Source organism: Arthrobacter caoxuetaonis (assembly GCF_023921125.1).
In the GTDB taxonomy this organism is placed as follows: domain Bacteria; phylum Actinomycetota; class Actinomycetes; order Actinomycetales; family Micrococcaceae; genus Arthrobacter_B; species Arthrobacter_B caoxuetaonis.
This window is the reverse complement of sequence record NZ_CP099466.1, coordinates 2,690,977-2,716,002: the sequence shown is the minus strand read 5'-3', so window position 1 is coordinate 2,716,002 and position 25,026 is coordinate 2,690,977. Positions and strand designations below refer to the sequence as shown.

The window sequence follows — 25,026 nt, the reverse complement described above, 5'->3', positions numbered from 1 at the left end:
TACGATTGGATAAACGCGGCCGTGATGCCCGGCCCCACAACTCCCCGGTCCTGAAAGAGGCGCGCACTTGAGCCAGCAGTCCCCAGAACACGATCCGTTTGGCTTCGTCGGCCTGACCTATGATGACGTCCTCCTGCTGCCCGGTCCCACGGACGTCATCCCGTCCGAGGCGGACACCAGTTCCCGGCTGACCAAGCGGATCACGGTACAGACCCCGCTGCTCTCCGCAGCCATGGATACCGTGACCGAATCGCGGATGGCGATCGCGATGGCCCGCCACGGCGGCCTGGGTGTCATCCACCGCAACCTCTCCATCGCGGACCAGGCCGAACACGTGGACCGGGTCAAGCGCAGCGAATCAGGCATGATCACCAACCCGGTCACCATCGACCCGGACGCCACGCTGCAGGAACTGGACGATCTCTGCGCGCATTTCCGGGTGTCGGGCCTTCCCGTCGTGGATCCGGAAAACAAGCTCCTGGGAATCGTGACCAACCGCGATACCCGTTTTATCCCGAAGTCCGAGTACCCCTCCCGCAAGGTCGGGGAAGTCATGACCCGGATGCCGCTGATCACCGGCCGGGTGGGCATCACCCCGGAGGAGACGGTTGAGCTCCTGGGCAAGAACCGGATTGAGAAGCTGCCGCTGGTGGATGACGCCGGACGCCTCCAGGGCCTGATCACGGTCAAGGACTTCGACAAGGCCGAGCAGTATCCGCTCGCAACCAAGGATGACGAGGGCAGGCTCCGCGTCGGTGCCGCCGTCGGCTTCTTCGGTGACGGGTACGAACGCGCCATGGCGCTGGTGGATGCCGGCGTCGACGTCCTCGTGGTGGACACCGCCAACGGCCACAGCGCAGGCGTCCTGGAAATGATTGCCCGCCTCAAGAAGGACCCGGCAGCAGCGCACGTGGATGTCATCGGCGGCCAGGCAGCGACCCGCGAAGGTGCCCAGGCCCTGATTGATGCCGGCGCTGACGCCATCAAGGTCGGCGTGGGTCCGGGCTCCATCTGCACTACCCGCGTGGTCGCCGGCGTCGGCGTCCCGCAGATTACGGCCATTTATGAAGCGGCCAAGGCTGCCATTCCCGCGGGCGTACCGGTCATTGCCGACGGCGGCCTGCAGTACTCGGGGGACATCGGCAAGGCCATTGTTGCCGGCGCGGACACCGTGATGCTCGGCGGCCTGCTCGCCGGATCGGCGGAGAGCCCGGGCGACCTGGTCTTCGTCAACGGAAAGCAGTTCAAGACGTACCGCGGCATGGGCTCCCTGGGCGCCATGCAGACCCGCGGCAAGAACACGTCCTACTCCAAGGACCGCTACTTCCAGGCGGACGTCCCCAGCGATGAGAAGCTCATCCCCGAGGGCATCGAAGGCCAGGTGCCCTACCGCGGGCCCCTGTCCGCCGTCGCGCACCAGCTGGTGGGCGGCCTGCGCCAGACCATGTTCTACACCGGCGCGCACACCATTTCCGAGCTCAAGGCCAAGGGACGCTTTGTCCGCATCACGCCTGCGGGCCTGAAGGAATCCCACCCGCACGACATCATGATGACCGTCGAAGCGCCGAACTACGGCCGCCGCTAGGCCGCTGGTCCTCGAAGCAGGCACCGTTCCGTTCCGGAGCGGTGCCTGCTTCCTTTTGCGACTGGGATAACCTAGAGCAGTGACTAACGAGATAGAGATTGGCCGAGGCAAGCGTGGGCGCAGAGCCTACTCCCTGGATGACGTAGCGATTGTGCCCTCCCGGCGCACCCGCGATCCCCAGGACGTCTCGGTCAGCTGGCAGATAGACGCCTACCAGTTTGAGATGCCGGTTATCGGCGCTCCGATGGACTCGGTGATGTCACCGGCCACGGCAATTGCACTCGGCCGCCTGGGCGGCCTCGGGGTCCTGAACCTCGAAGGACTCTGGACCCGCTACGAGGACCCGCAGCCGGTCCTCGACGAAATCGCCGTCCTCAGCCAGGAGAATTTCAACCCGGCAGCCACCCGCCGGCTGCAGGAGATCTACACGGCCCCGATCCGAGCAGAGCTGATCACTTCCCGCCTCGCGGAAATGCGCGACGCCGGCGTCACAGTTGCCGGGTCCCTCACCCCGCAGCGCACCCAGGAGTTCTACAAGACTGTCCTGGCCGCCGGTGTGGACATCTTCGTGATCCGCGGAACAACTGTCTCCGCCGAGCACGTCTCCAAGAATGCTGAACCGCTGAACCTGAAGCAGTTCATCTACGAACTCGACGTTCCGGTCATCGTTGGCGGCGCCGCCGGCTACACCCCGGCACTGCACCTGATGCGCACCGGCGCGGCCGGCGTCCTGGTCGGGTTCGGCGGAGGGGCCACCACAACCACCAGGCGCGCACTGGGCATCCACGCGCCGATGGCCACGGCCATTTCCGACATCGCTGAAGCACGGCGTGACTACATGGACGAGTCCGGCGGCCGGTACGTCCACGTGATTGCCGACGGCGGCATGGGCACCAGCGGCGACATCGTCAAGGCCATCGCCATGGGCGCGGACGCCGTCATGCTGGGCTCCGCCCTGGCCCGCGCCGAAGAAGCTCCGGGCCGCGGCTGGCACTGGGGACAGGAAGCACACCATGGTGAGCTTCCGCGCGGCGACAGGGTTCACCTGGATACCGTCGGCCCGCTGAAGGAAGTACTGTGGGGGCCCTCCCATCACACCAACGGGACCTCCAACCTCATGGGTGCACTGCGGCGCGCAATGGCTACCACCGGATACTCTGATTTGAAGGCCTTCCAGCGCATCGAGATGCTGGTTTCCCCCTACCAATACAACACCTGATCGCGATCGACCCCACACCCCCGGGGCACCTGCTTCAGAGAGGAATCTTGACCATGGCAACAAATGCACTCAGTCCGGAATACCGCGAAGCTGCCCTGGAAAAACTTCAGGCGACGTCAGAGCCCGGAGGGGAACTGGACGTCCTGATCGTGGGCGGCGGAGTGGTCGGGGCAGGCGCTGCGCTTGACGCTGTCACCAGGGGACTCAAGGTCGGCATGGTCGAAGCCCGGGACTGGGCTTCGGGAACCTCCTCCCGGTCTTCGAAGCTCATCCACGGCGGCCTGCGCTACCTGGAGATGCTGGACTTCGCCCTGGTGCAGGAAGCCTTGAAGGAACGGGGCCTGCTGCTGCAGCGCATCGCACCCCACCTGGTGAAACCTGTGCCCTTCCTGTACCCGCTGACAAAACGGTTTGTTGAACGGCCCTATGTCGGCGCGGGGATCTTCCTCTATGACACCCTCGGCATGACCTCCGGGAACTCCCGGGGTGTTCCGATGCAGAAGCACCTGACCCGGCGGGGCACCCTGCGTGCTGCGCCCAGCCTGAAGGATGACGCCATGATTGGCTCCATCCGCTACTACGACGGGCAGGTCGACGACGCGCGGTACGTGGCGAACATGGTCCGCACCGCCGTCCACTACGGTGCCACAGCGGTGAACCGGCTTTCCGTCGTCGACTTCCTGCGTGAGGGCGAGCGCGTTGTCGGTGCCCGGGTCCGCGACCAGGAAACGGGCCGGGAGTTTGATATTCGTGCGAGCCAGGTGGTCAATGCCACCGGCGTCTGGACGGATGAAACGCAGGCCATGGTCACCGACCGCGGCCAGCTCAAGGTCCGCGCGTCCAAGGGCGTGCACCTGGTGGTTCCCCGCGACCGCATCCAGTCCACCGTGGGCATGATCCTGCGCACGGAAAAATCAGTGCTCTTCGTCATTCCGTGGGGCCGGCACTGGATCATCGGCACAACGGACACGGACTGGAACCTGGACAAGGCCCATCCCGCGGCCACGTCAGCGGACATTGACTACATCCTCGAACACGTGAACACCGTCCTGAAGACGCCGCTGACGCGTGAAGACGTGGAAGGCGTCTATGCGGGGCTGCGGCCGCTGCTGGCCGGCGAGAACGATTCCACCGCCAAGCTTTCGCGCGAACATGTGGTGGCCCACCCGGTTCCCGGCCTGGTCGTCGTGGCCGGAGGCAAGTGGACCACTTACCGTGTCATGGCGAAGGACGCCGTCGACGAAGCAGCGCGGGCGCTCGATGAGAAGGTGCCCGAAAGCTGCACCCAGACGATCCCGCTGCTTGGTGCCGTGGGCTACAAGGCAGCCTGGAACCGCAGGCACCGCACAGCCGATGAATACGGAATCCATGTGGTGCGCGTGGAGCACCTGCTCAATCGCTACGGTGCCCTCGCAACCGAGGTGCTCGACCTGATTGCCGAGAATCCCAAGCTGGGAGAACCGCTGCCAGGGGCTGATGACTACCTGGGCGCCGAGGTTGTCTACGCCACGACGCACGAGGGTGCCCGGCACGTGGAAGATGTGCTGGCACGGCGGACCCGGATCTCCATCGAGTCCTGGGACCGGGGGGTCTCTGCGGCTCCCGTTGCGGCGGACCTCATGGCCCCTGTCCTCGGTTGGGACGCCGAACGGGTGGAGAGCGAAGTACGTCATTACCTGGCCCGCGTGGAAGCAGAACGGCTCAGCCAAAAGCAGCCCGATGACGTTTCCGCCGACGCAGCCCGGCTTGCCGTCGAGGACATAGCACCGCAGCGCTAGCCCGGGGACACCAGCGGATGAGCGACGAACTGAGCCTGAATGAAAAGGGCGCTGTCCTGACCGAGCCGGAAATGGTCATCCTGCAAATGGTGGCCAAGGACAGGACGGACGCTGCGGCGCAGCTGGCGGAGCGGATGTACCGGCAGGGAAGGCTGACGGACCTTGAGGGGTTCATCAACGATGTCAGCGCCCGTGAGCACCAGATGGCCACGGGCCTGCCCGGAGGGATCGGGCTGCCGCACGCGAGGAGCCGGTATGCGGTACAGACCTCGATTGCCGTCGGGATCTGCAAGTACGGGCACAGCCTTGACTTCGGTGCATCAGACGGCCCGGCGACTGTGGTGCTGCTGATAGCTACCCCCGCCGCCTCCTTTTCCGAACATCTGGAAGTCCTGGCGACGCTGGCGCGTTCCCTTTTCCGGCCGGCGTTCCGGGACTCACTGAGGCATGCAGAGGATGCCGAAGTCATCGCCGAGCTCATTAATTCCTCGCTGGTGTTCTTTGACCATTAGGCGCCGGGGCACCGTCCATTGGGTTTTCTACACGACTACGAAGTACCGTTAAGCCGTGCTTAAGACTGCCCTGCAACCGCGATGGATCGCCGGCCTGATCCTTGCCCTGGCCATTTCCACCGTGTTCGTGCTGCTCTCGGAATGGCAGTTCTCCGCCGCTGAAAGCGAGGGCCCGCCTCCGGTCACCGCCACTGAGGAAGTACGTCCGCTCACGGAAGTCTTCACTCCCGGCGTACCGCTTTACGCGACCGAAGCAGACCAAATGGTGACCTTTACGGGCACCTTCCAGCGGGAGGACCAGGTTCTGGTCCAGAACCGTCTGCAGGACGGAGAGGAAGGCTACTGGGTCGTCACGGCGTTCGACGTCGACGGCGCGCCCTCAGACGCAGCCATTCCCGTCGTCCGCGGATGGACCGCCGATCCTGCTGCGGCGGGGAGTGCACCGGAGGGTGAAATTACGATCATCGGGCGGCTGCTGCCCACCGAAGCGCCGATTGCCGGACCTGTACCGGAGGGAACTTCTGCAGCCCTGTCCACCGCCGAACTGGGCAACCTCTGGGACGAGCCGCTCTTCTCGGCTTTCGTCACGGCACACGAAACCCTGGTGGACGGTGAGCCTGCAGCCGCAAGCGACCTGGAAACGGTAACCGTGGCGCCGCAGCCGCAGGAAACCACCATCAACTGGATGAACATCTTCTACGCCGTCGAATGGGTGGTGTTCGCCGGGTTTGCGGTGTTCCTCTGGTGGCGCCTCCTCGCTGACTCCTACCAGCGCAGCCTCGAAGAGGACGAATACGAGGACGACGAGTATGACGAAGACGACTTTGAAGACGTTGACGGCGAAGAACAGCCGCCGGCACCAACCAGCAGTGAGGTAAAGAAGTGAGCGATCCCGCAGTCACCAGGCCCCCGCGCCCGAAGAAGAAGAAGCGCCGGTTTGGCGGAACGCACGCGCAGATCCGCTCGGCCCTGACCTTTTACAAGGTCTCCTCCTGGGTGACCGGCATTTTCCTGCTGCTCCTGGTGGCGGAAATGGTCATGAAGTACATGCTCAGCATTCCGCCGGTCATGCTGGGAGGGCTGAACCTCTATACGGCTGTGCTGATCGCCCACGGCTGGCTGTACGTTGTGTACCTCTTCGCCGACTTCCGGCTGTGGCAGCTCATGCGGTGGCCTTTCACCAAGTTCATCGTTGTTGCGCTCGGCGGCGTCGTGCCCTTCCTGTCCTTCATCGTGGAGGTCCGCACCCACAAGCAGGTCCTTGCCGAGCTCGCCGCGCACCCTGAGGCCGCGAAGCGCTATTAAGCGCTATTAACCGTGTGGCGGCTAAGGCTGTCACACAGTCCGGCCAGCCGGCCTGATGTGCGGCAGGGGCACCGCGGCGACTATCCTTGAAACCGTGACTAATCCCGCGACTGCTCCTATTGAAGAGCGCCCCGTCCTGGTTGTGGACTTCGGTGCCCAGTACGCCCAGCTGATTGCCCGGCGCGTACGCGAAGCCGACGTCTACTCCGAGGTTGTGCCGCACACCTACAGCACTGAAGCGCTGCTGGCCAAGAACCCGGCAGCCATCATCCTCTCCGGCGGGCCGTCCAGCGTTTACGCCGAGGGCGCCCCCAAAGTAGACCCTGAACTGTTCGAGGCAGGAGTTCCGGTCTTCGGGATCTGCTATGGCTTCCAGGCCATGGCCGCTGCCCTGGGCGGCACGGTCGCCAAGACCGGCCTGCGCGAATACGGATCGACCGACGCCGCCGCAGTTGACGGCAGCCGTTCCATCCTCGAAGGCACTCCCGAGCACCAGAACACCTGGATGAGCCACGGGGACAGCGTGCAGGAAGCCCCGGAGGGATTCGACGTCCTTGCCAGCACTGCCGGCGCACCCGTGGCGGCCTTCGCCAACGAGGAAAAGAAGCTCTACGGTGTGCAGTGGCACCCCGAGGTCAAGCACTCTGCGCACGGCCAGCAGGTCCTGGAGAACTTCCTGTTCAAGGGAGCCCGCCTGGACCGCAGCTGGACCACCGGCAACATCGTCGAGGAGCAGGTCGAGCGGATCCGTGAGCAGATTGGCTCCTCCCGCGTGATCTGCGGTTTGTCCGGCGGCGTGGATTCCGCCGTCGCCGCTGCCCTGGTGCAGCGGGCTGTCGGTGACCAGCTCACCTGCGTCTTCGTTGACCACGGACTGCTGCGTGAAGGTGAAGCCGAACAGGTTGAACGCGACTTCGTTGCCGCCACCGGCGTCAACCTCTACGTCGCCAACGAGCAGGAGCGCTTCCTGAACGCCCTGGCCGGCGTGACCGACCCGGAGACCAAGCGCAAGATCATTGGCCGCGAGTTCATCCGTGCCTTCGAAGAAGCCGAGCGTGCCATCATGGCCGAGGCCAAAGCTGCCGGCGAACCCATCCGGTTCCTGGTGCAGGGCACCCTCTACCCCGACGTCGTTGAATCCGGCGGCGGCGAAGGTGCAGCCAACATCAAGAGCCACCACAACGTGGGCGGCCTGCCCGAGGACATGCAGTTCGAGCTTGTCGAACCGCTGCGTCTGCTCTTCAAGGACGAAGTCCGTGCCGTAGGGCGCGAACTCGGCCTGCCGGCCGAGATCGTCGGCCGCCAGCCGTTCCCCGGTCCCGGGCTGGGCATCCGCATCATCGGCGAAGTCAACCAGGAGCGCCTGGACCTGCTGCGCCGCGCCGACGCCATTGCGCGCGCCGAACTCACCGCAGCGGGCCTGGACGACGACGTGTGGCAGATGCCGGTAGTGCTGCTGGCTGATGTCCGCAGCGTCGGTGTCCAGGGAGACGGACGGACCTACGGGCACCCGATCGTCCTGCGTCCGGTCTCCAGCGAAGACGCCATGACCGCAGACTGGTCACGGCTTCCGTATGACCTGCTGGCTCGGATTTCCAACCGGATCACCAACGAGGTGGACGGCGTCAACCGGGTGGTTCTCGACGTCACGAGCAAGCCGCCGGGAACGATTGAGTGGGAATAGCATCTTAGGCGCGGGGGGACGGCTGAAAAGCCGTCCCCCCGCGTTGCTATTCGGAGCTATCCGGCAATTGACGATAGCTTGGAGGGTATGCCAGTTTGGTCGAGATCGTCGCGCGGAAGTGCAGGAAAGAGGACTCCAGTGTCTGAGCAGAATCCCGGGGACAGTGCCTCGGACTTCCTGCTGCCGTGGCTGGCCGGGCTGGGCCAGCATGCGGGGACGGACACCCTGCTCCATTTCACCGTCTCGGCAGATAACAGCATCGACCTGACCCACGCGCATCCCTCAGGCCTGGCGCAGCTACTCGCCGGCCGCCGCACCCGGCTGTCAACCCTGCTGCGCGACGCCGACCACTACCGCACGGCGATGCGTGCAGCACGCCTGCTGCGGGCAAAGATCTACGAACTCGGCTCCGACCGCGGACTCGACGTCGGGTACCTCGCCGCGGGCACTGCGTCCTGGCGGTATGCCTCCGATGAAGCGGTGCGGCCGGAATCCCTCACTGCCCCGGTACTGCTGACGCCTGTCACCCTCACGGTCCACGCTTCCCAGGATGACTACGAGCTGCAGCTCACCGGAAAGGCAGAGCTGAATCCGGCTCTCGTGCGGCACCTGGAGGTCCAGCAGGGCTTGGACGTCGACGCCGATTCCCTGGCCAAGCTGGCGTACGGGACCGCACGTTTCGACCCGCATCCCGTCCTGGACCGCCTGCGGGCGCTGACCGACGGCGTGCGCGGGATGAACATTGAACACCGGCTGCTGCTCTCCACCTTTGCCGACCTTCCCGATCTGGCGGGCGACGCCGCGCTGGACCCCTCGCACCCGATCCTCCGTGCCCTCATGGACGCGGCCGTCAACGGAAGCGCCGAACCGGCCGAAGCCGCCGACCCGGGGCTGCCGCCGCTGGACGACCGGTCCCCGGCCGATGAACTGCTGGTGCTGGACGCCGACCAGGAGCAGCAGGACGTGCTGGACCTCGTCGCCGCCGGCGAATCCCTGGTGGTTTCCGCGCCTCCGGGCACCGGACAAACCCAAACGGCCATCAACGCCGCCGCAGCCTTGGTGAACTCCGGCAAGTCAGTGCTGGTGGTGGCCGAACGCCGGGGGACCCTGAACGAGTTCGTCTCCGGACTGGATGCCCTGAACCTTGGCTCCCTGGTGCTCCAGGTCAACGCCGGGCTGGGCGAAGAAGCGCTTCGCGACCGCCTGGTCCGGGCGATCGTCCGCAACGAGAAGGCCTCCGAGCCCAACCTCGGGAACCTGCACAAGGTGCTGCAGGAAAGCCGGCACCAGCTGCGCGACCACGTAAAGTCCCTCCACAACGTCCGGCAGCGCTGGGGATGTTCGCCCTACCAGGCGATGCAGTCACTGGCTGAGCTGACCTCCATGACGCCCGCTCCGGCCACAACCGTGCGCCTGAAGCGAAGCGTGCTGGACAGCATCACCGACCGCACGGAACTTACCGGCCGCCTGCGCCGGGCAGCGGAACTCGGCAGCTTTTCGCGCGCTGCGGTCTCCAGCCCCTGGTTCGGCGCCAAGCTGCTGAACCGCAAGGAAACCGAGGCAGCCCACCGGCTCACGGAAGAGCTGGCGGAAGAACTGCCGCAGCTGCGCGCCCGCGTCCAGGAAGTGGCTGAGCACTCCCAGATCCGGCTCGGGGAGACGTTCGCGCAATGGGGCGAGCAGCTCGAACTGCTGGTTGCCGTGCGCGAAAGCCTGGACAAGTTCACGCCGGACATCTTTGACCGTCCCGTCACGGACCTGATTTCCGCCACAGCCTCCTCCTCCTGGCGCCGTGAACACGGCGTCGACATGAGCTCCATGACCCGCTCCCGCCTGCGGCGCGTGGCCAAGGAATACATTCGTCCCGGCGTCCACATCTCGGACCTGCACACGTCCCTGGTCCAGGTCCAGCAGCAGCGGGTCACCTGGTCCCGCTATGCGACCACCCAGCGCCACCCGTCCGTTCCCACCGGACTGGCGGACCTTAACCGGACCTACCTGGCGGTCAAGGAGAAGCTGGACACACTGACCGGTATCCTCGCGGGGACCCCGGGCAAGCCGGACCTGGCGGCCCAGTCGCTGGACGACCTTGAGAAACGCCTGCGGGCGCTGGCCGGGGACAAGGAAACCCTGGAGACACTGCCGGAACGGACCCTGCTCGTTGACGAAATGCGGGGCCAGGGACTTGGGGAACTCCTCGATGACCTGGAAACCCGTGAAGTCACGCCCCGCCAGGTCGGCTACGAACTGGAACTGGCCTGGTGGCAGTCCGCCCTTGAGGCCATGATCAGCGGTGACGACTACCTGGCCATGTCCGACGGCGACAGCCTGCGCAGGCTGGAAGCGGAGTACCGGCTGGCGGACAACGCGCACATCGCGTCCGGCGCAGCACGCCTCCGGTGGGCACTCGCCGGCCGGTGGCGCCAAGGCATCAAGGACCAGCCGCGTGAGGCCGACCGCCTGAAGGAAGTCATCAAGTCCGGGCCCCTGACGGTGGATTCCCTCGGCAGCCAGTCGGAGGCGCTCGTATCCTCGCTCCTTCCTGTCTGGGCCGCGAGCCCGCTGCTGCTTCCCATGATGCTGCCCGGCTCCCGTCGGTTCGATGCGCTCATCATCCTGGATGCCGAATCCATGAGCCTGCAGGCTGCCGTGCCGGCCATCGCCCGCGCCGGCCAGGTCGTTGCCTTTGGCGACGGCAACCTCGGCGGTCCGAGGCCCTTCAGCATCAACGTGCAGGGTCACCCCGCAGAAGCCGCAGAAGATCTTCCGAGCGCGTTTGAAGCACTTGCACGGATTCTGCCCGGCCGTGCCCTGTCCACGGTGTACCGCGGTACGGACAAGGCACTGCTGAAGCAGCTGAGTGACGAGTTCTACGGGGGACGGCTTTCCTGGGTTCCGCGGGGAGACGAGGTCGCCACCGGCGAGAAGCCGCTGACCGTTGAGTACCTTGCTGACGGCACGGGTATGCCGAGCGCGGACCAGGAGGGCGTGGAAAGCGTCTCTGCCGAAGTGAACCGGGTGGTGGACCTGGTCTTCGAACACGTTCGGCGCCGTCCGAGCCAGTCGCTGGCAGTCATCACCGCCAGCCCCCGCCATGCGGCACGGGTGGGCGAGGCGATCCGGGTGCAGATGGCCAATTTCCCCTGGGCCTCAGATTTCTTCGCACCGGGTGCAGAATCCTTCCGCGTAGTCACCGCCGACCGCGCTGCAGGGCTGGTCCGCGACGCGGTCATCTTCTCGCTGGGCTTCGGCCGTACTCCGCATGGCCGTGCCCTGCACAACTTCGGGCTGCTTTCGGAGCCGGGCGGCCGCGGCCGGTTTGTAAACGCCATGACCAGGGCCCGCCAGCGGCTGCACGTGCTGACCTGCTTCCAGCCCTCGGACCTGGACGAGTCCCGCCTCGGCCACGGAGCGCTCGACTTTTACCGCCTGATTCAGCGCGAGCTCGACGCCGCTCCGGAAGCGGCCGCCCCGCTGCGGCCCGCCGGAAACTCGATCATGTCCGACGACCCGCTCGTTGCGGACCTCGTGGGACGGCTGCGGTCCCGCGGTGCCAAGGTCTGGGACCATTACGACGGCGTCATTGACATAGTCGCCACCGTAGACCGGCAGACCGCATCCGATCCTGCTGTTCCGATGGCCATCGAGTCTGACGGCACAGCGCGCTACCGGAGCATGAGCGTACGGGAGCGCAGCCGCCTGCGGCCTCAGCTCCTCGAACGCCTGGGGTGGCGGTACATGCCGCTGTGGACCATTGAGGTCTTTACAGACCCTGCGGCCTGCGCCGGCCTTGTCAGCCGCTACCTGGGTTTGCCGGCACCTGCAACGCAGCCGGAGCCGATCAAGGAGGCCGCACCGGCCGCCGTCCGGAACATCGTGGTGCCCCACGGCAGCACCCGGATCAGGCCGCGCGCCGACAATGAACCGAATCCCGCAATACGTGCTGCGGCAGCTGCTGCCGCAGCCGCTGCAGCCGGAGGGAAAGACACAGGCGATGGCAGCACAACAGGACAAAAAGCTTAGCCCGTCATCTGGGGAGCCGGCAGGCGCTGAGGCGCCCTCGGCGGAGCCGCGCAGGCGCCGCTCCCGCCGGAGTACGGTGGCCCCGGCGACGCTCGCGCGGGCGCCGGGACTGCTGCAGACGGCACCTTGCCTTCCCCCGGGGATCTCCGGGTCCAGCGATTCGGCGACCAGGCAGGGGAGCGGGGGAACCTCCGCAGGCTCGCCGCAGCACGCTGCGGCTGCCAAGGCCCCCGCAACGGCTGCTGCCCCGGCGGAAGGCATCCTGCCTTCCGTGGCGGAGGAAGACGATCCCCGGGCCTGGGGCGACCGTCCCGATGACACTGCTGACTGGCTGCGTGAACAGCGCCCGCCGCACTGGGGCTAAACCAGTGCGGATACCCTGAACCGCACCATCCCATCTCAGGCGCCCCGCGCCCCGCGCCCTGCGTCCCGAGCTGGGCCCCGTGCCCCGCGGCCCGAGCTGGGCCCCCGTGCCCCGCGGCCGCGCTGGGCCCGGACTGCGGGCCTGGTTTTCCTAGCGTGCACTGAGGACCAGATAGAGGTTCCCCCTTTCGCCGGCACCTGCAAGCGCAGCAGATTCCTGGCCTTTCGCGGCTACGACCACCAGCCCGGCATCCTCCGCTGCCGGTCCCGGCCAGGTGCCGCCGGCACCCGCTTCACCAGCTGTCCACAGCACCGGCACCCCTGCGGCAAGGACAGTCGTCTCCACCGTTCCGTCGAATCCCGTGGCCGACGCCAGGATCACGTCGACAATGACGCCCGGGGAGAGCAGCCCGGTTGCTGACTTGTCCGCGGGCCGCAGCGGCACCGCCACCGTGCCCTCCGGAGCGCCCGCCAGCAGCCCGGGCCCAACAAAGTAGGAATCGGTCAGGATTGTGCCCGCCCTGACGGGAACCGCCAGCCGCTCGCCGGCAGCAGCGTCCGGTCCAGCCAGCGAGCCCGGCGGGGCAGTGCCCGCGGGCACGCGGGCCGTCCGCAGATCCCTGGCTTCCAGAAGGTGCCCTGCCGGCAGATCTGCCGTGACCGCAACGGCTGCTTCCGTGCGGGTATCAGCGGGCAGCAGCGCCTGGACCGCAATGCCACAGGCAGCTGCCGCCAGCAATCCGGCAAGAGTGCGCCGGCGTCGAACCAGGAACCGGTGGAACCACCCGCGCCCGGACCGTGACCCGCTCCGCCCCGTCGAACCCTGGGCCGAAATGCCGCGGCCACGGCCGCGGCCCCGGTTGCGGCCCCCGGGCGGGCGGCGCGATCTGGAAGACATGGTCCCACGCTAGGACCATGGTTGCCTGGCCCGGCGGAACAGGCAGGGAACAGGGGACGAGAAAGGCGCCCCGGTGTCCCTGTGGAGGACCGGCGGCGCCTTATCTCTTGATGCGGTTCTGCCTCTTAAGGCTGCTGTGTGGTTTTGTTCTAGCTGGCGGCTGCGGCCGCGGCGGGCTTTGCAGGCGCAGGGGCCGGTGCGGAAGATTCCGATGCAGGCTTGGCCGCAGCGGCATCCTTGGCAGGAGCAGCCGGAACCGTGGAAGCAGCATCACGGGAATCCGTGCGGTAGAAACCTGATCCCTTGAAGACAACGCCTACGCTGTTGAACTTCTTGCGCAGGTTGCCGCTGCATTCGGGGCACACCGTCAAGCTGTCGTCGGTGAAGGACTGCTGGATATCGAACGCGTGGCCGCAATCCTTGCAGGCATAGGCATACGTGGGCACTCTTACTCCTCCTGAAGGGCGAAAGGAAGACCTCAGTGTTACCCGCGAAACCGTCATTCGGATCAGCGTTGGCACTCTGGGGTCTAGAGTGCTAAGTATACACCCCGGTTCCACGCACAGGAGTGAAGCCCGCAGGCGTCAGGACCCCATCTACCGGAGCATCGAGGGGATCAGCCGGCAGCCCTCCTTCCGGCAGGAACTCATGGTCATGGACGACCGCTACTGCCGGTGCACTGCCGCCGCCGGCGCGGAACTGTGCCAGGAAGCGGTCATAGTATCCGCCGCCTTTGCCCATCCGGGTTCCTGAGGCGTCAACTGCCAGTGCGGGAATCAGCAGCAGGTCCAGGTCCAGGACTTCCTCCGCCCCGAGCCGGGGTCCGACGGGTTCCGGTATTCCGGGAAAGAGTCCCGGAGCCAGTTCCGTTGCCGGCGTCCACGGGCACCAGGACAGCTGCCGTTCCGGTTCGCAGACCGGGACGAGGACGGTGTGCCCTGCTGCATCCAGGGCAGCCAGCAGGTCAGATGTGTCCGGTTCGGTGCCGGCTGACAGATAGCAGGCTACAGACGACTTTTCGGGCAGCGATTCGAGGAGGGGAGCGGCCGCAGCGGACAGCCGGGACGCCGTCGAGCTGGCCAATCCGGCCATTTTCCGCCGGCGCGCCTTGAGACGGGCCCTGACATCTTCTTTGCTCTCGGCGCTCATGACCCCATTGTGCCTCCAGCGGCGGTGCATTTGGCGCCCTGCGGCTTCCCTTAGGTACTCTTACCGTCATGACCTCACGCTCGAAGATCACCAAAGCCGTTATTCCTGCCGCCGGATTGGGTACGCGCTTCCTGCCTGCAACAAAGGCCATGCCGAAGGAAATGCTCCCGGTGGTGGATAAGCCGGCCATCCAGTACGTCGTTGAAGAAGCCGTCAACGCCGGTATGCCGGACATCCTGATGATCACCGGACGTAACAAGCGCTCCCTGGAGGACCACTTCGACCGCGTGCCGTTCATCGAGCAGACGCTGAAGGAAAAGGGCGACGACAAGAAGCTGGCCCTGGTCCAGGAGTCTTCCGACCTCGGCGAGATCCACTACCTCCGCCAAGGTGACCCCAAGGGTCTTGGACACGCTGTCCTGCGTGCCAAGCTCCACATCGGTGACGATCCCTTTGCCGTGCTGCTCGGCGATGACCTGATCGACGCCCGTGATCCGCTGCTCGAAACCATGGTTGAGGTCCAGGCCAAGACCGGCGGTTCCGTGATTGCCCTGATCGAGGTCGAGCCGGACCAGATCAGCGCCTATGGCTGCGCCGACATCTCCGTCATCGAAGGTGAAGACTACGTCCGCGTCAACAAGCTGGTCGAAAAGCCCGACGCTGCCGACGCCCCGTCCAACCTTGCCGTGATCGGACGTTACGTCCTGCACCCCTCCGTTTTCGGTGTCCTCGAAGAAACCGGTCCGGGCCGCGGCGGCGAAATCCAGCTCACCGATGCCCTGCAGACCCTCGCCTCGGGTGAGGGCGAAGGATCCGGCGTCTACGGCGTCGTCTTCCGCGGACGCCGGTACGACACCGGGGACAAGCTCAGCTACCTCAAGGCCGTTGTGACGCTTGCTTCCGAGCGGGAAGACCTCGGGCCGGAGCTGCGTGCCTGGCTGAAGGAGTTCGACCGCTCCTCCGAGGGCTAGCTTCCGTGCTGGGGTCGGCCATCTGGCCCGTGACGCTGGAGTGCGGCGACCTCGTACTGCGGCCCATACGCTACCGCGACCGCGCGGAATGGAACGAAGTCCGTTCCCGCAATGCGGATTGGATCGGCCCCTGGGAAGCAACCAACCCGCTCTCGGGAGCGGATCTGCCGAGCTACGCGGGCATGGTCCGCAGCCTCAACCAGCAGGCGCGCCAGGACACGGCGCTGCCGTTCGTCATCACTGAACGGCAGGGGAGCCGGGTGCCTCCGGCGATCGTAGGCCAGCTCACGGTGTCCACGATCATCTGGGGATCGGCGCGCATGGCGACGCTGGGCTACTGGGTGGACGCTGACCGTGCGGGCCGGGGGATTGCTCCCACGGCGGTGGCCATGGCTACTGACCACTGCTTCCGGGTCCTGGGGCTGCACCGGATGGAAATCAACATCCGGCCCGAGAACCGGCCGAGCCGGAGAGTGGTCGAAAAGCTTGGCTTCCGCGAGGAAGGGCTGCGCCGGCGCTACCTCCACATTGCGGGCAGATGGGCGGATCACCTCAGCTTCGCGCTGACCGCGGAAGAGGTCCCGGAGGGCCTGCTGCACCGTTGGCTGGCTACCCGCTGACTTCGGGTTATGCCCTGGCAGGCAAGTTTTCCCTGAAGTCCGCCGACACACCGTTACTAATGCCGGGGGCGCGGTTCCTTTTCTTCTACGGTCGTACTTGTGGACATCCCTCTTAATAGCTCCCTGGTACTGGCGGCAGCCGTCGGACTCTGGTTGCTGTGGGTTGCCCCGCAATACCTGCACGGAAAGCAGGCTCCTGCAGCACCGGTTTCCCCCGGAGCAGGTACCTTGCCAGCTGCAGGCAGAAGTCCCGACCACGCACCGGACCCGAGTATTCAGGGGAACACCATGCACAACACCAGCACCGGCGTCCAGCACACGCCGCACGGATCCGTGCGCCCGGCGTCCGGGCCCGGCAGCAGTGCCGGAGTTCCCTCGTCCGGGCAGGCTGCACCTGCCACGGCGCCCCTGCGACTGCGCTACGGGCGCATAACCCTGGCGCTGCTGGGCCTGGTGTTCATTGTCGGCGTCCTCGCCGGAAGTGTCGCCGCCTTGCTGGGAGCCGTCTCCGTCTGGCTTCCCGCTGCCTCCGCCGTCGGCATCGCCGGTGTCTTCGGATCCCTGCGCAGCCTCGCGGTGCGCGACCGCCGCAACCGGCAGGCCCGCCGCAACGCTGCCGCCCGCGCTGCCAAACGCGAACAGGCGCCGGCACCACTGCCAGCCAACCCCCGTGCTGATTCCGTTTTCGACGGCGCCGGAGAAGAGACCAAGGCCGTACCTGCGGCTGCTCTTCCGGCCGAAACACGCCCGGCGGCTCCGGCTCCGAAACCGGTACCGCGGTTGACAGCCCAGGAACTGCGCGACGCGGCCCTTGCTGAAGCTGCCAAGAGTGCCGAAGCGTCTTCCTGGGAACCGGTCGCCGTACCGAAACCGACCTACGTGGACGCACCCGTTGCGCCCCGGGCTGCGCCGCAGCCGCTGGCGGCACCCGCGTCCCCGAAACCCGTGCTCAAGACACCGATCCGCCCCGTCGCGGCTCCCGTTGCCGGAAGCACGGCGATCGAACCCCGTCCCGCCACCGGCATCCTGAACCTCGACGACGTTCTTCAGCGGCGTCGGGCCTAGAACCCGCAATGGCGCCGCCTTCCCGCGGCGGACGCAACCCCAGCCGGCGGGACCCGCGCAGCCGCGCCGCAGTCCATGACGGACCGGCCGCCCGAGACACCGTGGAGAGCAGCGGGATGTCGGTGCCGATCGGCGAACTGCTCACGCGCTCCCACTTGGTCCTGGATTCGTGGTCCCATCAACGGACCTTCCACCGTCCCGGTGCCGGGGTCTCTGCCCTGTACCGGATCCGTGCCATCAACCGCGGCGGAGCCACGCTAAGCCTCTATGCCGGCGCCACCACCTCGCGAACCCCGTTGTCCGCGCCGGCTGCGGTACGTACGTCGCTGAACGGGACACCGCTCTCCCTGTGGTTGCACCCCCATGATCCGCTGCTGCCGTCGCTGGCGTGGGCACTGGATCCCGGGCAGGCAGCGGCAAGGATTTTTGAACGGCCCCAGCTGACCGCCGATGGAGCCGGCCTCCGCCTCGCTGCCTACCGGCCCCTGCGCCGGGCAGTAGTACATGCAGCAGTTCCCGGCCAAAGCGCCTACATCAAAGTCCTCCAGCCCGGACAGGAAAAGGAACTCATCCTGCGGCACCGCCTGCTTGCCGGTACCGCTGTTCCTGCTGCCGGTCTCGTGCCTCCGCCGGGTGCCGCGGGCACCTGGCCGGGCGGCGCCGTCGTTCTCTCCGAGCTGCACGGGGCGCCCATGCTGCGGGCGCTGGAGAGCGGCGCGGCGCCAGGACCAGAGGAGCTTTCGGGACTGCTGGACCAGCTTCCGGAAGCGGCCCTGTCGCTGAAACGCCGTCCGGCCTGGTCCGAACGTGCCAGGGCTTACGGACGCTCTGCTGCCGCTGTGCTGCCCGGCCAAGCCGGCAGGATCAGAGCGATGGCCCGGAAGATCGAGGAGCTCACAGCTGCGCTGGACCCGGGTCCCATGGTGCCGGTGCATGGCGACTTCTACGAAGGGAACCTGCTGGTGGACGGCGGCAGGATCACCGGAGTGCTCGACGTCGACGGGATGGGCCCGGGCCACCGCGTGGACGACCTCGCGTGCTTTACGGGCCACCTCGCAGTCCTCGCCGAGCTGGCTCCCGGCTCCGCACTGGAACAGGCGCTTGCCGATTACCGGCAGGGGTTCGACGCTGCCGCTGCCGCGGCGGGAAGCTCGCCGGAAGCGTTGGCGGCCCGAGCCGCGGGAGTGGCCCTCTCCCTGGTGCCCGGAGCCAGGGCGGGGAGGCTGACGCGGGCCGAGAATGCTGCTGCACGCCTGGAAGCGGCCGCGAAACTGCTCAGCGGCAGCCGCGGACAGGACAGATAGCGTTCCGACGTTGGGCTGCGGCCAGGTCAAAAAGCGGGTTTGATAGCTGGCCGGCCTGCCGGACTGCGTAGGCTGGAGGGATGCAACAGAGCCACAACTCCGCGGAACCGGCGGAAAACGCCGCCATCGGTTTGGACATCGGTGGAACAAAGACCCACGGCATCAGGCTGCAGGGCGGCGAGGCAGTTGCCGAGGCTGTCAGCGGCAGCGCCAACGTCCAGAACGTTTCCCGTGAACAGGCACGGCACAACCTTGCCGAGATCTTTGCGGCGCTGGGCACCAGCGGCGTCAACCGGGTCATTGCCGGTTCCGGCGGAGTGGACACCCCCGAAGACGCGGCCGCACTGCGCGAGCTGATCCTGGAGCACGTTCCCTCGGCCGAGGTGACGGTGGTTCACGACACCCGGCTGATCCTGGCAGCGGGGGAGGCGCCGGCGGGCATTGGCCTCATCGCCGGAACCGGTTCCGTGGCCTGGGGAATGGACTCGGACGGCAGACAGGCCCGTTCCGGTGGATGGGGCTACCTCCTTGGCGATGAGGGCAGCGCCTACTGGATCGGCCGCGAGGCGGTGCGCCACGCCCTCCGCCTTCACGATCTCGGACAGGAACCTGACCGGCTGTCCGCAGAACTCATGCTCGCCGTCGGGGTCAGCGAACCGCAGCAGCTCATCGCACGGTTCCATGCGGATACCGGACGCCGGTACTGGGCCTCCATGGCCCGGGTTGTCTTTGAGGCAGCGCAGGAAGGGCATGCCCCGAGCCGCAGCATCGTGGCGACGGCTGCCCGGGACCTGGCAGGTCTGGTGGGCGACGTCGCCGCGCAGCTGCAGGTGCGCGGGCCGGTGGTCATCGGCGGCGGGATCGGAATCCATCAGCCGCTGCTCCAGGAACTGCTTGAGGCAGGTCTCTCTGCCCGCGGACTGGGTGATATCCGTTTCCTTACCCAGGACCCCGTCTTCGGTGTGCGGTACCTGCTCGAAGGCGGCGCCGCATGAGTGCGAAAAACTTCGATGTGCGGATCGGTGCGTACGCCGTCGTGATCCGGAACGGATCGATCCTGCTGGCGCACTGGAACCAGCACGGGAATTCGGCATGGACGCTGCCCGGGGGAGGACTCGAGTTCGGCGAGGACGCACCCACGGCAGCAGTGCGGGAAGTCGCTGAGGAGACCGGGTACTCCGTAGAGCTTGCCGGGCTGCTGGGTGTAGACAGCCACTTTGTTCCCCCGGCCAAGCGGATGCACGGCGAAGGCCGCATGCTGCACGCGCTGCGCATCGTCTACCGTGCGGAAGTCACGGGCGGGTCGCTGGCCAGCGAAACGTCCGGAAGCACAGACCAGGCGGCTTGGTTCCCGCTGGATGAGGTTCCGTCCCTGCAACGCGTGGGTTTGGTGGACGTGGCACTGGAGATGCTCAGTGCCGCGCCTACCTCGTCCGTGGAGGGCCCTGCGCAGCTTCGCTAGGCGCGTAACGCCGTTTACGGCTGGACTCAGGGGCGCGCAAACGCATAGCTTAAGTCCACAGCTTGTCAGCATACTGCCGGTCGTCCGGGCGTATGTGCAGCTGCTACAACACACGGAGGCTGCCATGTCCATCCCGGATGCCAGAACGCCAGGGGCAGAGACTGCTGAGCCCATGATCCGTTTCCGGGGCGTGACCAAGTCCTATCCGGACTCCGACTCTCCTGCAGTGGACAACCTCTCGCTGGACATCGCCAAGGGCGCCATCACGGTTTTCGTGGGGCCCTCAGGCTGCGGCAAGACCACCTCGCTGCGCATGATCAACCGGATGGTGGAACCCACGTCGGGAACCATCCACATTGACGGACGGAATGCCGCCGACAGCCCGTCCTCCGAACTCCGCCGGTCCATGGGCTACGTGATGCAGTCCTCGGGACTGCTTCCGCACCGCACCGTCATCGATAACATCGCCACGGTTCCGCGGCTCAACGGAGTGTCCCGGCGGCAGGCCCGTGCCCGCGCGGCCGAACTGCTCGACGTCGTCGGCCTCTCAGCAGCGATGGGCAAGCGGTACCCTGCCCAGCTCTCCGGCGGCCAGCAACAGCGGGTGGGCGTGGCCCGGGCGCTGGCAGCCGATCCGCCGGTGCTGCTCATGGACGAACCCTTCAGCGCCGTGGACCCGGTGGTCCGGGCCGAACTGCAGCAGGAACTGCTGAGGCTGCAGCGGGATCTGGCAAAGACCATTGTGTTCGTCACGCATGACATCGACGAAGCCACCATCCTCGGCGACACGGTTGCCGTTTTCGCCGTGGGCGGCCGGCTCGCCCAGTTCGATACCCCCGAAGGGGTCCTGCGCGCTCCGGTGGACGATTTCGTCGCCGGCTTTGTGGGCCGGGACCGCGGGTTCCGCCACCTGGGTTTCCAGGCCGGCAACAGCGTGGCCGTCCACCCCGTCCAAATGCTTGATCCGGTGGAGCTGGGGGATCACTCCGTGCCCGTCCGCGAGGGCTGGGCCCTGGCTGTCGACGACGGCGGCCGTCCGCTGGGCTGGGTGCCGGCTTCCGGCCGCCCGGCCGTAACGTCACCGGCGGACGTAGTGCCGGGCGGTTCACTGCACCGCCGGGGGGACAGCCTTCGAAGCGCCCTGGACGCAGCCCTCTCCTCTCCGTCCGGCATGGGCGTGGTGGTCGACGGCGAGGGCCGGGCCATCGGCGTCGTGCGGGCCGGGGAAATCTTCGACCTGATTGAACAGGCACGGCTGCGGCGCGGCATGGCGCTGCACGGCTCGGCGGTCTGAGCATGGATTGGTTCTTTGCCAACACGGAGCTGATTGGCCGGCTCACGGCCCTGCACCTTTACCAGGCTGTCATCCCGCTGCTGCTGGGCGTGCTCATCGCAATTCCGCTGGCGCAGGCTGCCCGGCTGCACCGCGGACTCGGCGGCTTCATCCTTGGCTCTTCCGCCGTGCTGTACACCATCCCGTCCCTGGCGCTGTTCGTGCTGCTGCCGGTGCTGCTGGGAACCCGGGTGCTGGATATCACCAACGTGATAGTCGCGCTGACCCTGTACGCAGTGGCCCTGCTGGTGCGCTCCACCGTTGATGCGCTGAACTCGGTGGACGACGACGTGCGGCAGGCAGCAACCGCCATGGGATACCGCCCGCTGCGCAGGTTTTTCGCCGTCGACCTCCCGTTGGCCGTGCCGGTGCTTTTCGCGGGACTGCGGGTCATCTCCGTCTCCAACATGTCCCTGGTCAGTGTCGGCGCACTGCTGGGCATCGACAGTCTCGGACGGTTGTTCATGGACGGTCTCTACCGGAATTTCCCCACCGAAATTGTGATCGGCATTGCGCTGATCCTGCTGCTGGCACTTGTCCTGGACCTGGTCCTGGTCCTCGCCCAGCGCCTGCTGACCCCGTGGACCCGGGCAGCCCGAAACGGTGTACCCCGGCTCCCGGTCGCAGCCGTTGAAGCTCGGACGGCGGCGTCCTGATGGATTACTCAAGTGAGAACGTCCTCGTCCAGATGTACGAATGGCTCACGGCCCCGGCTAACTGGACCTCCAGCAGCGGTATCCCGGCACGGATTCTGGAGCACCTCGGCTACACGGCCCTCGCCGTCGGCATCGCCGTCCTGATTGCCGTGCCCCTCGGGCTCTACATTGGGCACACCGGCCGGGGACGCGTCGTCGTGGTCTCCGGCACCGGCATCCTGCGTGCCCTGCCGACCCTTGGCCTGGTCTTCCTCTTCGTCCTGCTTGCCGGCATTGGCCTCATGCCGCCCATTTGGGCGCTGGTGCTGCTGGCCATTCCTCCGCTGCTGGCCGGTGTCTATGCCGGGATCTCCTCGGTGGACCGCACCGTGGTCGACGCTGCCCGGGCGATGGGCATGAACGAGTTCCAGATCCTCTTCCGGGTCGAACTGCCGAACGGCCTGCTGGTGGTGTTCGGCGGCTTCCGCGGTGCTGTCCTCCAGGTGCTGGCGACGGTCTCGGTGGTCGCGTTTATCTCCCTCGGCGGATTGGGCACCTATCTCATTGAGGGGACGCAGCTGCGGGACAACGGAAGGCTTTTCGGCGGGGCGCTGCTCATCGCGCTTCTGGCCCTCGCCGTCGATTTGGTGCTGGCAGCCGTCCAGCGCCTCGTACTCTCGCCGGGCCTGCGCTTCCGCAGCACCCGGAAACCGCTCACCCAACACCGGCAGGCGCAGCCCGCCGGTCTCCAAGGAGGAACATCATCATGAGCACAAACACCCGACCCCGGGCCAAAACCCTGCTGACCGGCGCGGCCGGACTGGCAGCTGCCCTGGTGCTGGCATCCTGCGGAGCGAACTCGGACCCGCAGAGCCAGGAGCCCAGCACCGCTCCAACCGGGGTGGAAGATTCCGCGACCCTGGTCATCGGGTCTGCTGACTTCCCCGAATCCCAGATCATCGCGGAGATCTACGCCGGTGCCCTGCGGGCAGAGGGAATCCAGGTCGAAACAAAACCGGGCATCGGCTCCCGCGAGATCTACTACCGTGCACTGGAGGACGGCTCGGTCCAGATCATTCCGGACTACAGCGGCAACCTGCTCCTGTTCGCAGACACCGAAGCAACCGCACAGTCGGCACAGGAAATCATGGATGCCCTGCCGGCGGCGCTGGAGGAAGAGTCCCCGGACGTGAACCTCGCCGTTCTTGAGCCGGCTGACGCCGAGAGCAAGGACGCACTGGTGGTCACGCAGGCGACCGCCGAGAAGTATGACCTCACCTCGCTCGAGGACCTGGCAGAGGTCTGCGGCGAGATCACCATCGCGGCACCGACCACCTTCCAGGAACGGGCCTACGGACTGCCGGGACTGGCAGAGAAGTACAACTGCGTGCCGGGCGGGTTTGAGGCCATCAACGACGGCGGCGGCGAAGCAACGCTGCAGGCCCTGTTGACCGACAAGGTCCAGGCTGCGGATATCTACACCACCACGCCGTCCATCGAGGAGAACAGCCTGGTGGTGCTGGAAGACCCGAAGAACAACTTCATTGCCCAGCAGGTCGTCCCGCTGGTGAACCAGGACGCAGTTACCCAGGAAGCCCAGGACATCCTGAACAGCGTCTCCGCCGTCCTGACCACCGAAGACCTCATCAAGCTGAACCAGGCCGTCTCCGGTGACCAGAAGCAGGATCCCAAGGACGCAGCCGAGGCCTGGCTGAAGGAAAAGGGCCTGGCCTAGTACGCCCCAGTCCCCGCACAGTCTCCCGCCGAGAGGCCAGTTACGGCTCGAATGATGCCTCAAACGAGCCGCAACTGGCCTCTCGCGGGGTTTGGGGGAGCGGAACGCGCCTCCGAACGTCAGGTAAAGCGGGTGCCGGGCCCTGTTATGGCATTCTGAGTAGATGGTCGAATTCACCCAGTCGCAGAAGCTCCACAACGTCCTCTATGACATTCGTGGACCGCTGCTTGAGCATGCCCAGCGGATGGAAGCCGCAGGCCAGCGCATCCTCAAGCTGAATATCGGCAATCCTGCGCCCTTCGGGTTCGAGGCACCCGAGGCCATCCTCGTGGACATGATCCGGCACCTGCCCACGGCGCAGGGGTACAGCGACTCCCGCGGCATCTTCTCCGCCCGCACGGCTGTGGTGCAGTACTACCAAAGCCAAGGCATCCACAACATCGACGTCGACGACGTGTACCTCGGCAACGGGGTCAGTGAACTGATCACGATGTCCCTCCAGGCTCTTCTGGACAACGGTGACGAGATCCTGGTGCCCACCCCCGACTATCCGCTGTGGACGGCCTCAGTGTCGCTGGCCGGCGGCACCGCGGTGCACTACCTGTGCGACGAGGACAACCACTGGTGGCCCGACGTCGAGGACATGGAAGCCCGGATCACTCCCCGGACCAAGGGCATTGTGCTCATCAACCCCAACAACCCCACCGGTGCCGTCTACCCGGAGTACGTCCTCCGGCAGATCGTGGATCTGGCCCGCAAGCACGGGCTGATCATTTTCGCCGACGAAATCTACGAGAAGATCCTCTACGACGGCGCCGTCCATGTGAACGCGGCGTCCATTACGGGTGACGACGTCCTCTGCCTGACCTTCAGCGGACTGTCCAAGGCGTACCGGATCGCGGGCTTCCGCAGCGGCTGGATGACCATCTCCGGCCCCAAGCGGGCTGCCGCCGACTACATCGAGGGCATCAACCTGCTGGCGAACATGCGCCTGTGCGCCAACGTTCCGGCGCAGCATGCGATCCAGACGGCTCTGGGCGGCTACCAGAGCATCAATGACCTGATCCTGCCCGGCGGCCGGCTCAAGGCGCAGCGCGACCTGGCCTTCAAGATGCTGAACGACATTCCCGGCGTCAGCGTCGAGAACGCCGAGGGGGCGCTCTACCTCTTCCCGAAACTGGACCCCGAAGCGTATCCCATCACGTCGGATGAGTCGTTCGCCCTGGACCTGCTCAAACAGCAGAAAATCCTGGTTTCGCACGGAACGGCGTTCAACTGGATCCGTCCCGACCACTTCCGTATGGTGACGCTGCCCGCCCTTGAAGACATCGAGGACGCCGTGTCCCGGCTGGCAGAATTCCTGAGCACCTACAAGCCGTAGGGGC

General features: G+C 66.4%; 23 protein-coding genes. 20 read left to right on the top strand and 3 right to left on the bottom strand.

Annotated elements, in window-relative coordinates; translation table 11 throughout:
* Positions 1-67: 67 nt before the first annotated feature.
* The 9 genes from guaB (at position 68) to NF551_RS12395 (ending at position 12,470) form a co-directional block, all read left to right on the top strand.
* Positions 68-1,585 carry an IMP dehydrogenase gene (gene guaB / locus NF551_RS12435; RefSeq protein WP_227894364.1) on the top strand — a complete coding sequence of 506 codons (1,518 nt, stop codon included), beginning with the start codon at positions 68-70 and terminating at the stop codon, positions 1,583-1,585.
* 79 nt (positions 1,586-1,664) lie between these two features.
* Complete coding sequence (locus tag NF551_RS12430; RefSeq protein WP_227894365.1) at positions 1,665-2,804, top strand: GuaB3 family IMP dehydrogenase-related protein; 1,140 nt, start codon at positions 1,665-1,667, stop codon at positions 2,802-2,804.
* 53 nt (positions 2,805-2,857) lie between these two features.
* Positions 2,858-4,582: a glycerol-3-phosphate dehydrogenase/oxidase gene (locus NF551_RS12425; protein WP_227894366.1), complete on the top strand. Its 1,725-nt coding sequence runs from the start codon at positions 2,858-2,860 to the stop codon at positions 4,580-4,582.
* A gap of 17 nt (positions 4,583-4,599) precedes the next feature.
* Positions 4,600-5,094 carry a PTS sugar transporter subunit IIA gene (locus tag NF551_RS12420; protein WP_227894367.1) on the top strand — a complete coding sequence of 165 codons (495 nt, stop codon included), beginning with the start codon at positions 4,600-4,602 and terminating at the stop codon, positions 5,092-5,094.
* A 55-nt stretch (positions 5,095-5,149) separates the two neighbouring features.
* On the top strand, positions 5,150-5,980 hold the full coding sequence (locus NF551_RS12415) for an SURF1 family protein (RefSeq protein WP_227894368.1): 831 nt from the start codon (positions 5,150-5,152) through the stop codon (positions 5,978-5,980).
* Positions 5,977-6,399 carry a DUF3817 domain-containing protein gene (locus NF551_RS12410; RefSeq protein WP_227894369.1) on the top strand — a complete coding sequence of 141 codons (423 nt, stop codon included), beginning with the start codon at positions 5,977-5,979 and terminating at the stop codon, positions 6,397-6,399. The genes NF551_RS12415 and NF551_RS12410 overlap by 4 nt, the downstream gene beginning before the upstream one ends.
* A 94-nt stretch (positions 6,400-6,493) precedes the next feature.
* Entirely contained in the window at positions 6,494-8,083 is a 1,590-nt protein-coding gene (gene guaA / locus NF551_RS12405; RefSeq protein ID WP_227894370.1) for a glutamine-hydrolyzing GMP synthase, read from the top strand.
* Positions 8,084-8,221: 138 nt separating this feature from the next.
* Entirely contained in the window at positions 8,222-12,106 is a 3,885-nt protein-coding gene (locus NF551_RS12400) for a DUF4011 domain-containing protein (RefSeq protein WP_423721108.1), read from the top strand.
* Complete coding sequence (locus tag NF551_RS12395) at positions 12,078-12,470, top strand: hypothetical protein (protein WP_227894372.1); 393 nt, start codon at positions 12,078-12,080, stop codon at positions 12,468-12,470. The genes NF551_RS12400 and NF551_RS12395 overlap by 29 nt, the downstream gene beginning before the upstream one ends.
* Before the next feature lie 150 nt (positions 12,471-12,620).
* Here NF551_RS12395 and cpaB read toward each other — a convergent pair whose 3' ends face one another.
* The 3 genes from cpaB to NF551_RS12380 all read right to left on the bottom strand — a co-directional run bounded on the left by cpaB (position 12,621) and on the right by NF551_RS12380 (position 14,516).
* Positions 12,621-13,367, bottom strand: a complete 747-nt coding sequence (gene cpaB, locus NF551_RS12390; protein WP_227894373.1) for a Flp pilus assembly protein CpaB — start codon at positions 13,365-13,367, stop codon at positions 12,621-12,623.
* A gap of 149 nt (positions 13,368-13,516) precedes the next feature.
* Complete coding sequence (locus NF551_RS12385; protein WP_227894374.1) at positions 13,517-13,813, bottom strand: FmdB family zinc ribbon protein; 297 nt, start codon at positions 13,811-13,813, stop codon at positions 13,517-13,519.
* Between the two features lie 91 nt (positions 13,814-13,904).
* Positions 13,905-14,516 carry a 5-formyltetrahydrofolate cyclo-ligase gene (locus NF551_RS12380; RefSeq protein ID WP_227894375.1) on the bottom strand — a complete coding sequence of 204 codons (612 nt, stop codon included), beginning with the start codon at positions 14,514-14,516 and terminating at the stop codon, positions 13,905-13,907.
* A 68-nt stretch (positions 14,517-14,584) separates the two neighbouring features.
* On the opposite strand from NF551_RS12380, the gene galU reads away from it, so the two are divergent.
* The 11 genes from galU (at position 14,585) to NF551_RS12325 (ending at position 25,022) form a co-directional block, all read left to right on the top strand.
* Positions 14,585-15,487, top strand: a complete 903-nt coding sequence (gene galU / locus NF551_RS12375; RefSeq protein WP_227894376.1) for a UTP--glucose-1-phosphate uridylyltransferase GalU — start codon at positions 14,585-14,587, stop codon at positions 15,485-15,487.
* A gap of 5 nt (positions 15,488-15,492) precedes the next feature.
* On the top strand, positions 15,493-16,107 hold the full coding sequence (locus NF551_RS12370) for a GNAT family N-acetyltransferase (RefSeq protein WP_227894377.1): 615 nt from the start codon (positions 15,493-15,495) through the stop codon (positions 16,105-16,107).
* Between the two features lie 288 nt (positions 16,108-16,395).
* Complete coding sequence (locus tag NF551_RS12365; protein ID WP_227894378.1) at positions 16,396-17,172, top strand: hypothetical protein; 777 nt, start codon at positions 16,396-16,398, stop codon at positions 17,170-17,172.
* Between the two features lie 8 nt (positions 17,173-17,180).
* Positions 17,181-18,476: a phosphotransferase gene (locus tag NF551_RS12360; RefSeq protein ID WP_227894379.1), complete on the top strand. Its 1,296-nt coding sequence runs from the start codon at positions 17,181-17,183 to the stop codon at positions 18,474-18,476.
* Positions 18,477-18,556: 80 nt separating this feature from the next.
* On the top strand, positions 18,557-19,471 hold the full coding sequence (locus NF551_RS12355; protein ID WP_227894380.1) for an N-acetylglucosamine kinase: 915 nt from the start codon (positions 18,557-18,559) through the stop codon (positions 19,469-19,471).
* Positions 19,468-19,938 (top strand): NUDIX hydrolase, encoded by a 471-nt coding sequence (locus NF551_RS12350; RefSeq protein ID WP_227894381.1) that lies wholly within the window; start codon positions 19,468-19,470, stop codon positions 19,936-19,938. The genes NF551_RS12355 and NF551_RS12350 overlap by 4 nt, the downstream gene beginning before the upstream one ends.
* A 172-nt stretch (positions 19,939-20,110) precedes the next feature.
* Positions 20,111-21,232 (top strand): ABC transporter ATP-binding protein, encoded by a 1,122-nt coding sequence (locus NF551_RS12345; protein ID WP_227894382.1) that lies wholly within the window; start codon positions 20,111-20,113, stop codon positions 21,230-21,232.
* 2 nt (positions 21,233-21,234) lie between these two features.
* Positions 21,235-21,927 carry an ABC transporter permease gene (locus NF551_RS12340; RefSeq protein ID WP_227894383.1) on the top strand — a complete coding sequence of 231 codons (693 nt, stop codon included), beginning with the start codon at positions 21,235-21,237 and terminating at the stop codon, positions 21,925-21,927.
* Positions 21,927-22,676, top strand: a complete 750-nt coding sequence (locus NF551_RS12335; protein WP_227894384.1) for an ABC transporter permease — start codon at positions 21,927-21,929, stop codon at positions 22,674-22,676. Before NF551_RS12340 ends, NF551_RS12335 begins: the two co-directional genes overlap by 1 nt.
* On the top strand, positions 22,673-23,641 hold the full coding sequence (locus NF551_RS12330; RefSeq protein WP_227894385.1) for an ABC transporter substrate-binding protein: 969 nt from the start codon (positions 22,673-22,675) through the stop codon (positions 23,639-23,641). Before NF551_RS12335 ends, NF551_RS12330 begins: the two co-directional genes overlap by 4 nt.
* Positions 23,642-23,804: 163 nt before the next feature.
* Positions 23,805-25,022, top strand: coding sequence for a pyridoxal phosphate-dependent aminotransferase (locus NF551_RS12325; RefSeq protein WP_227894386.1), 1,218 nt, complete (start codon positions 23,805-23,807; stop codon positions 25,020-25,022).
* Positions 25,023-25,026: the final 4 nt, after the last annotated feature.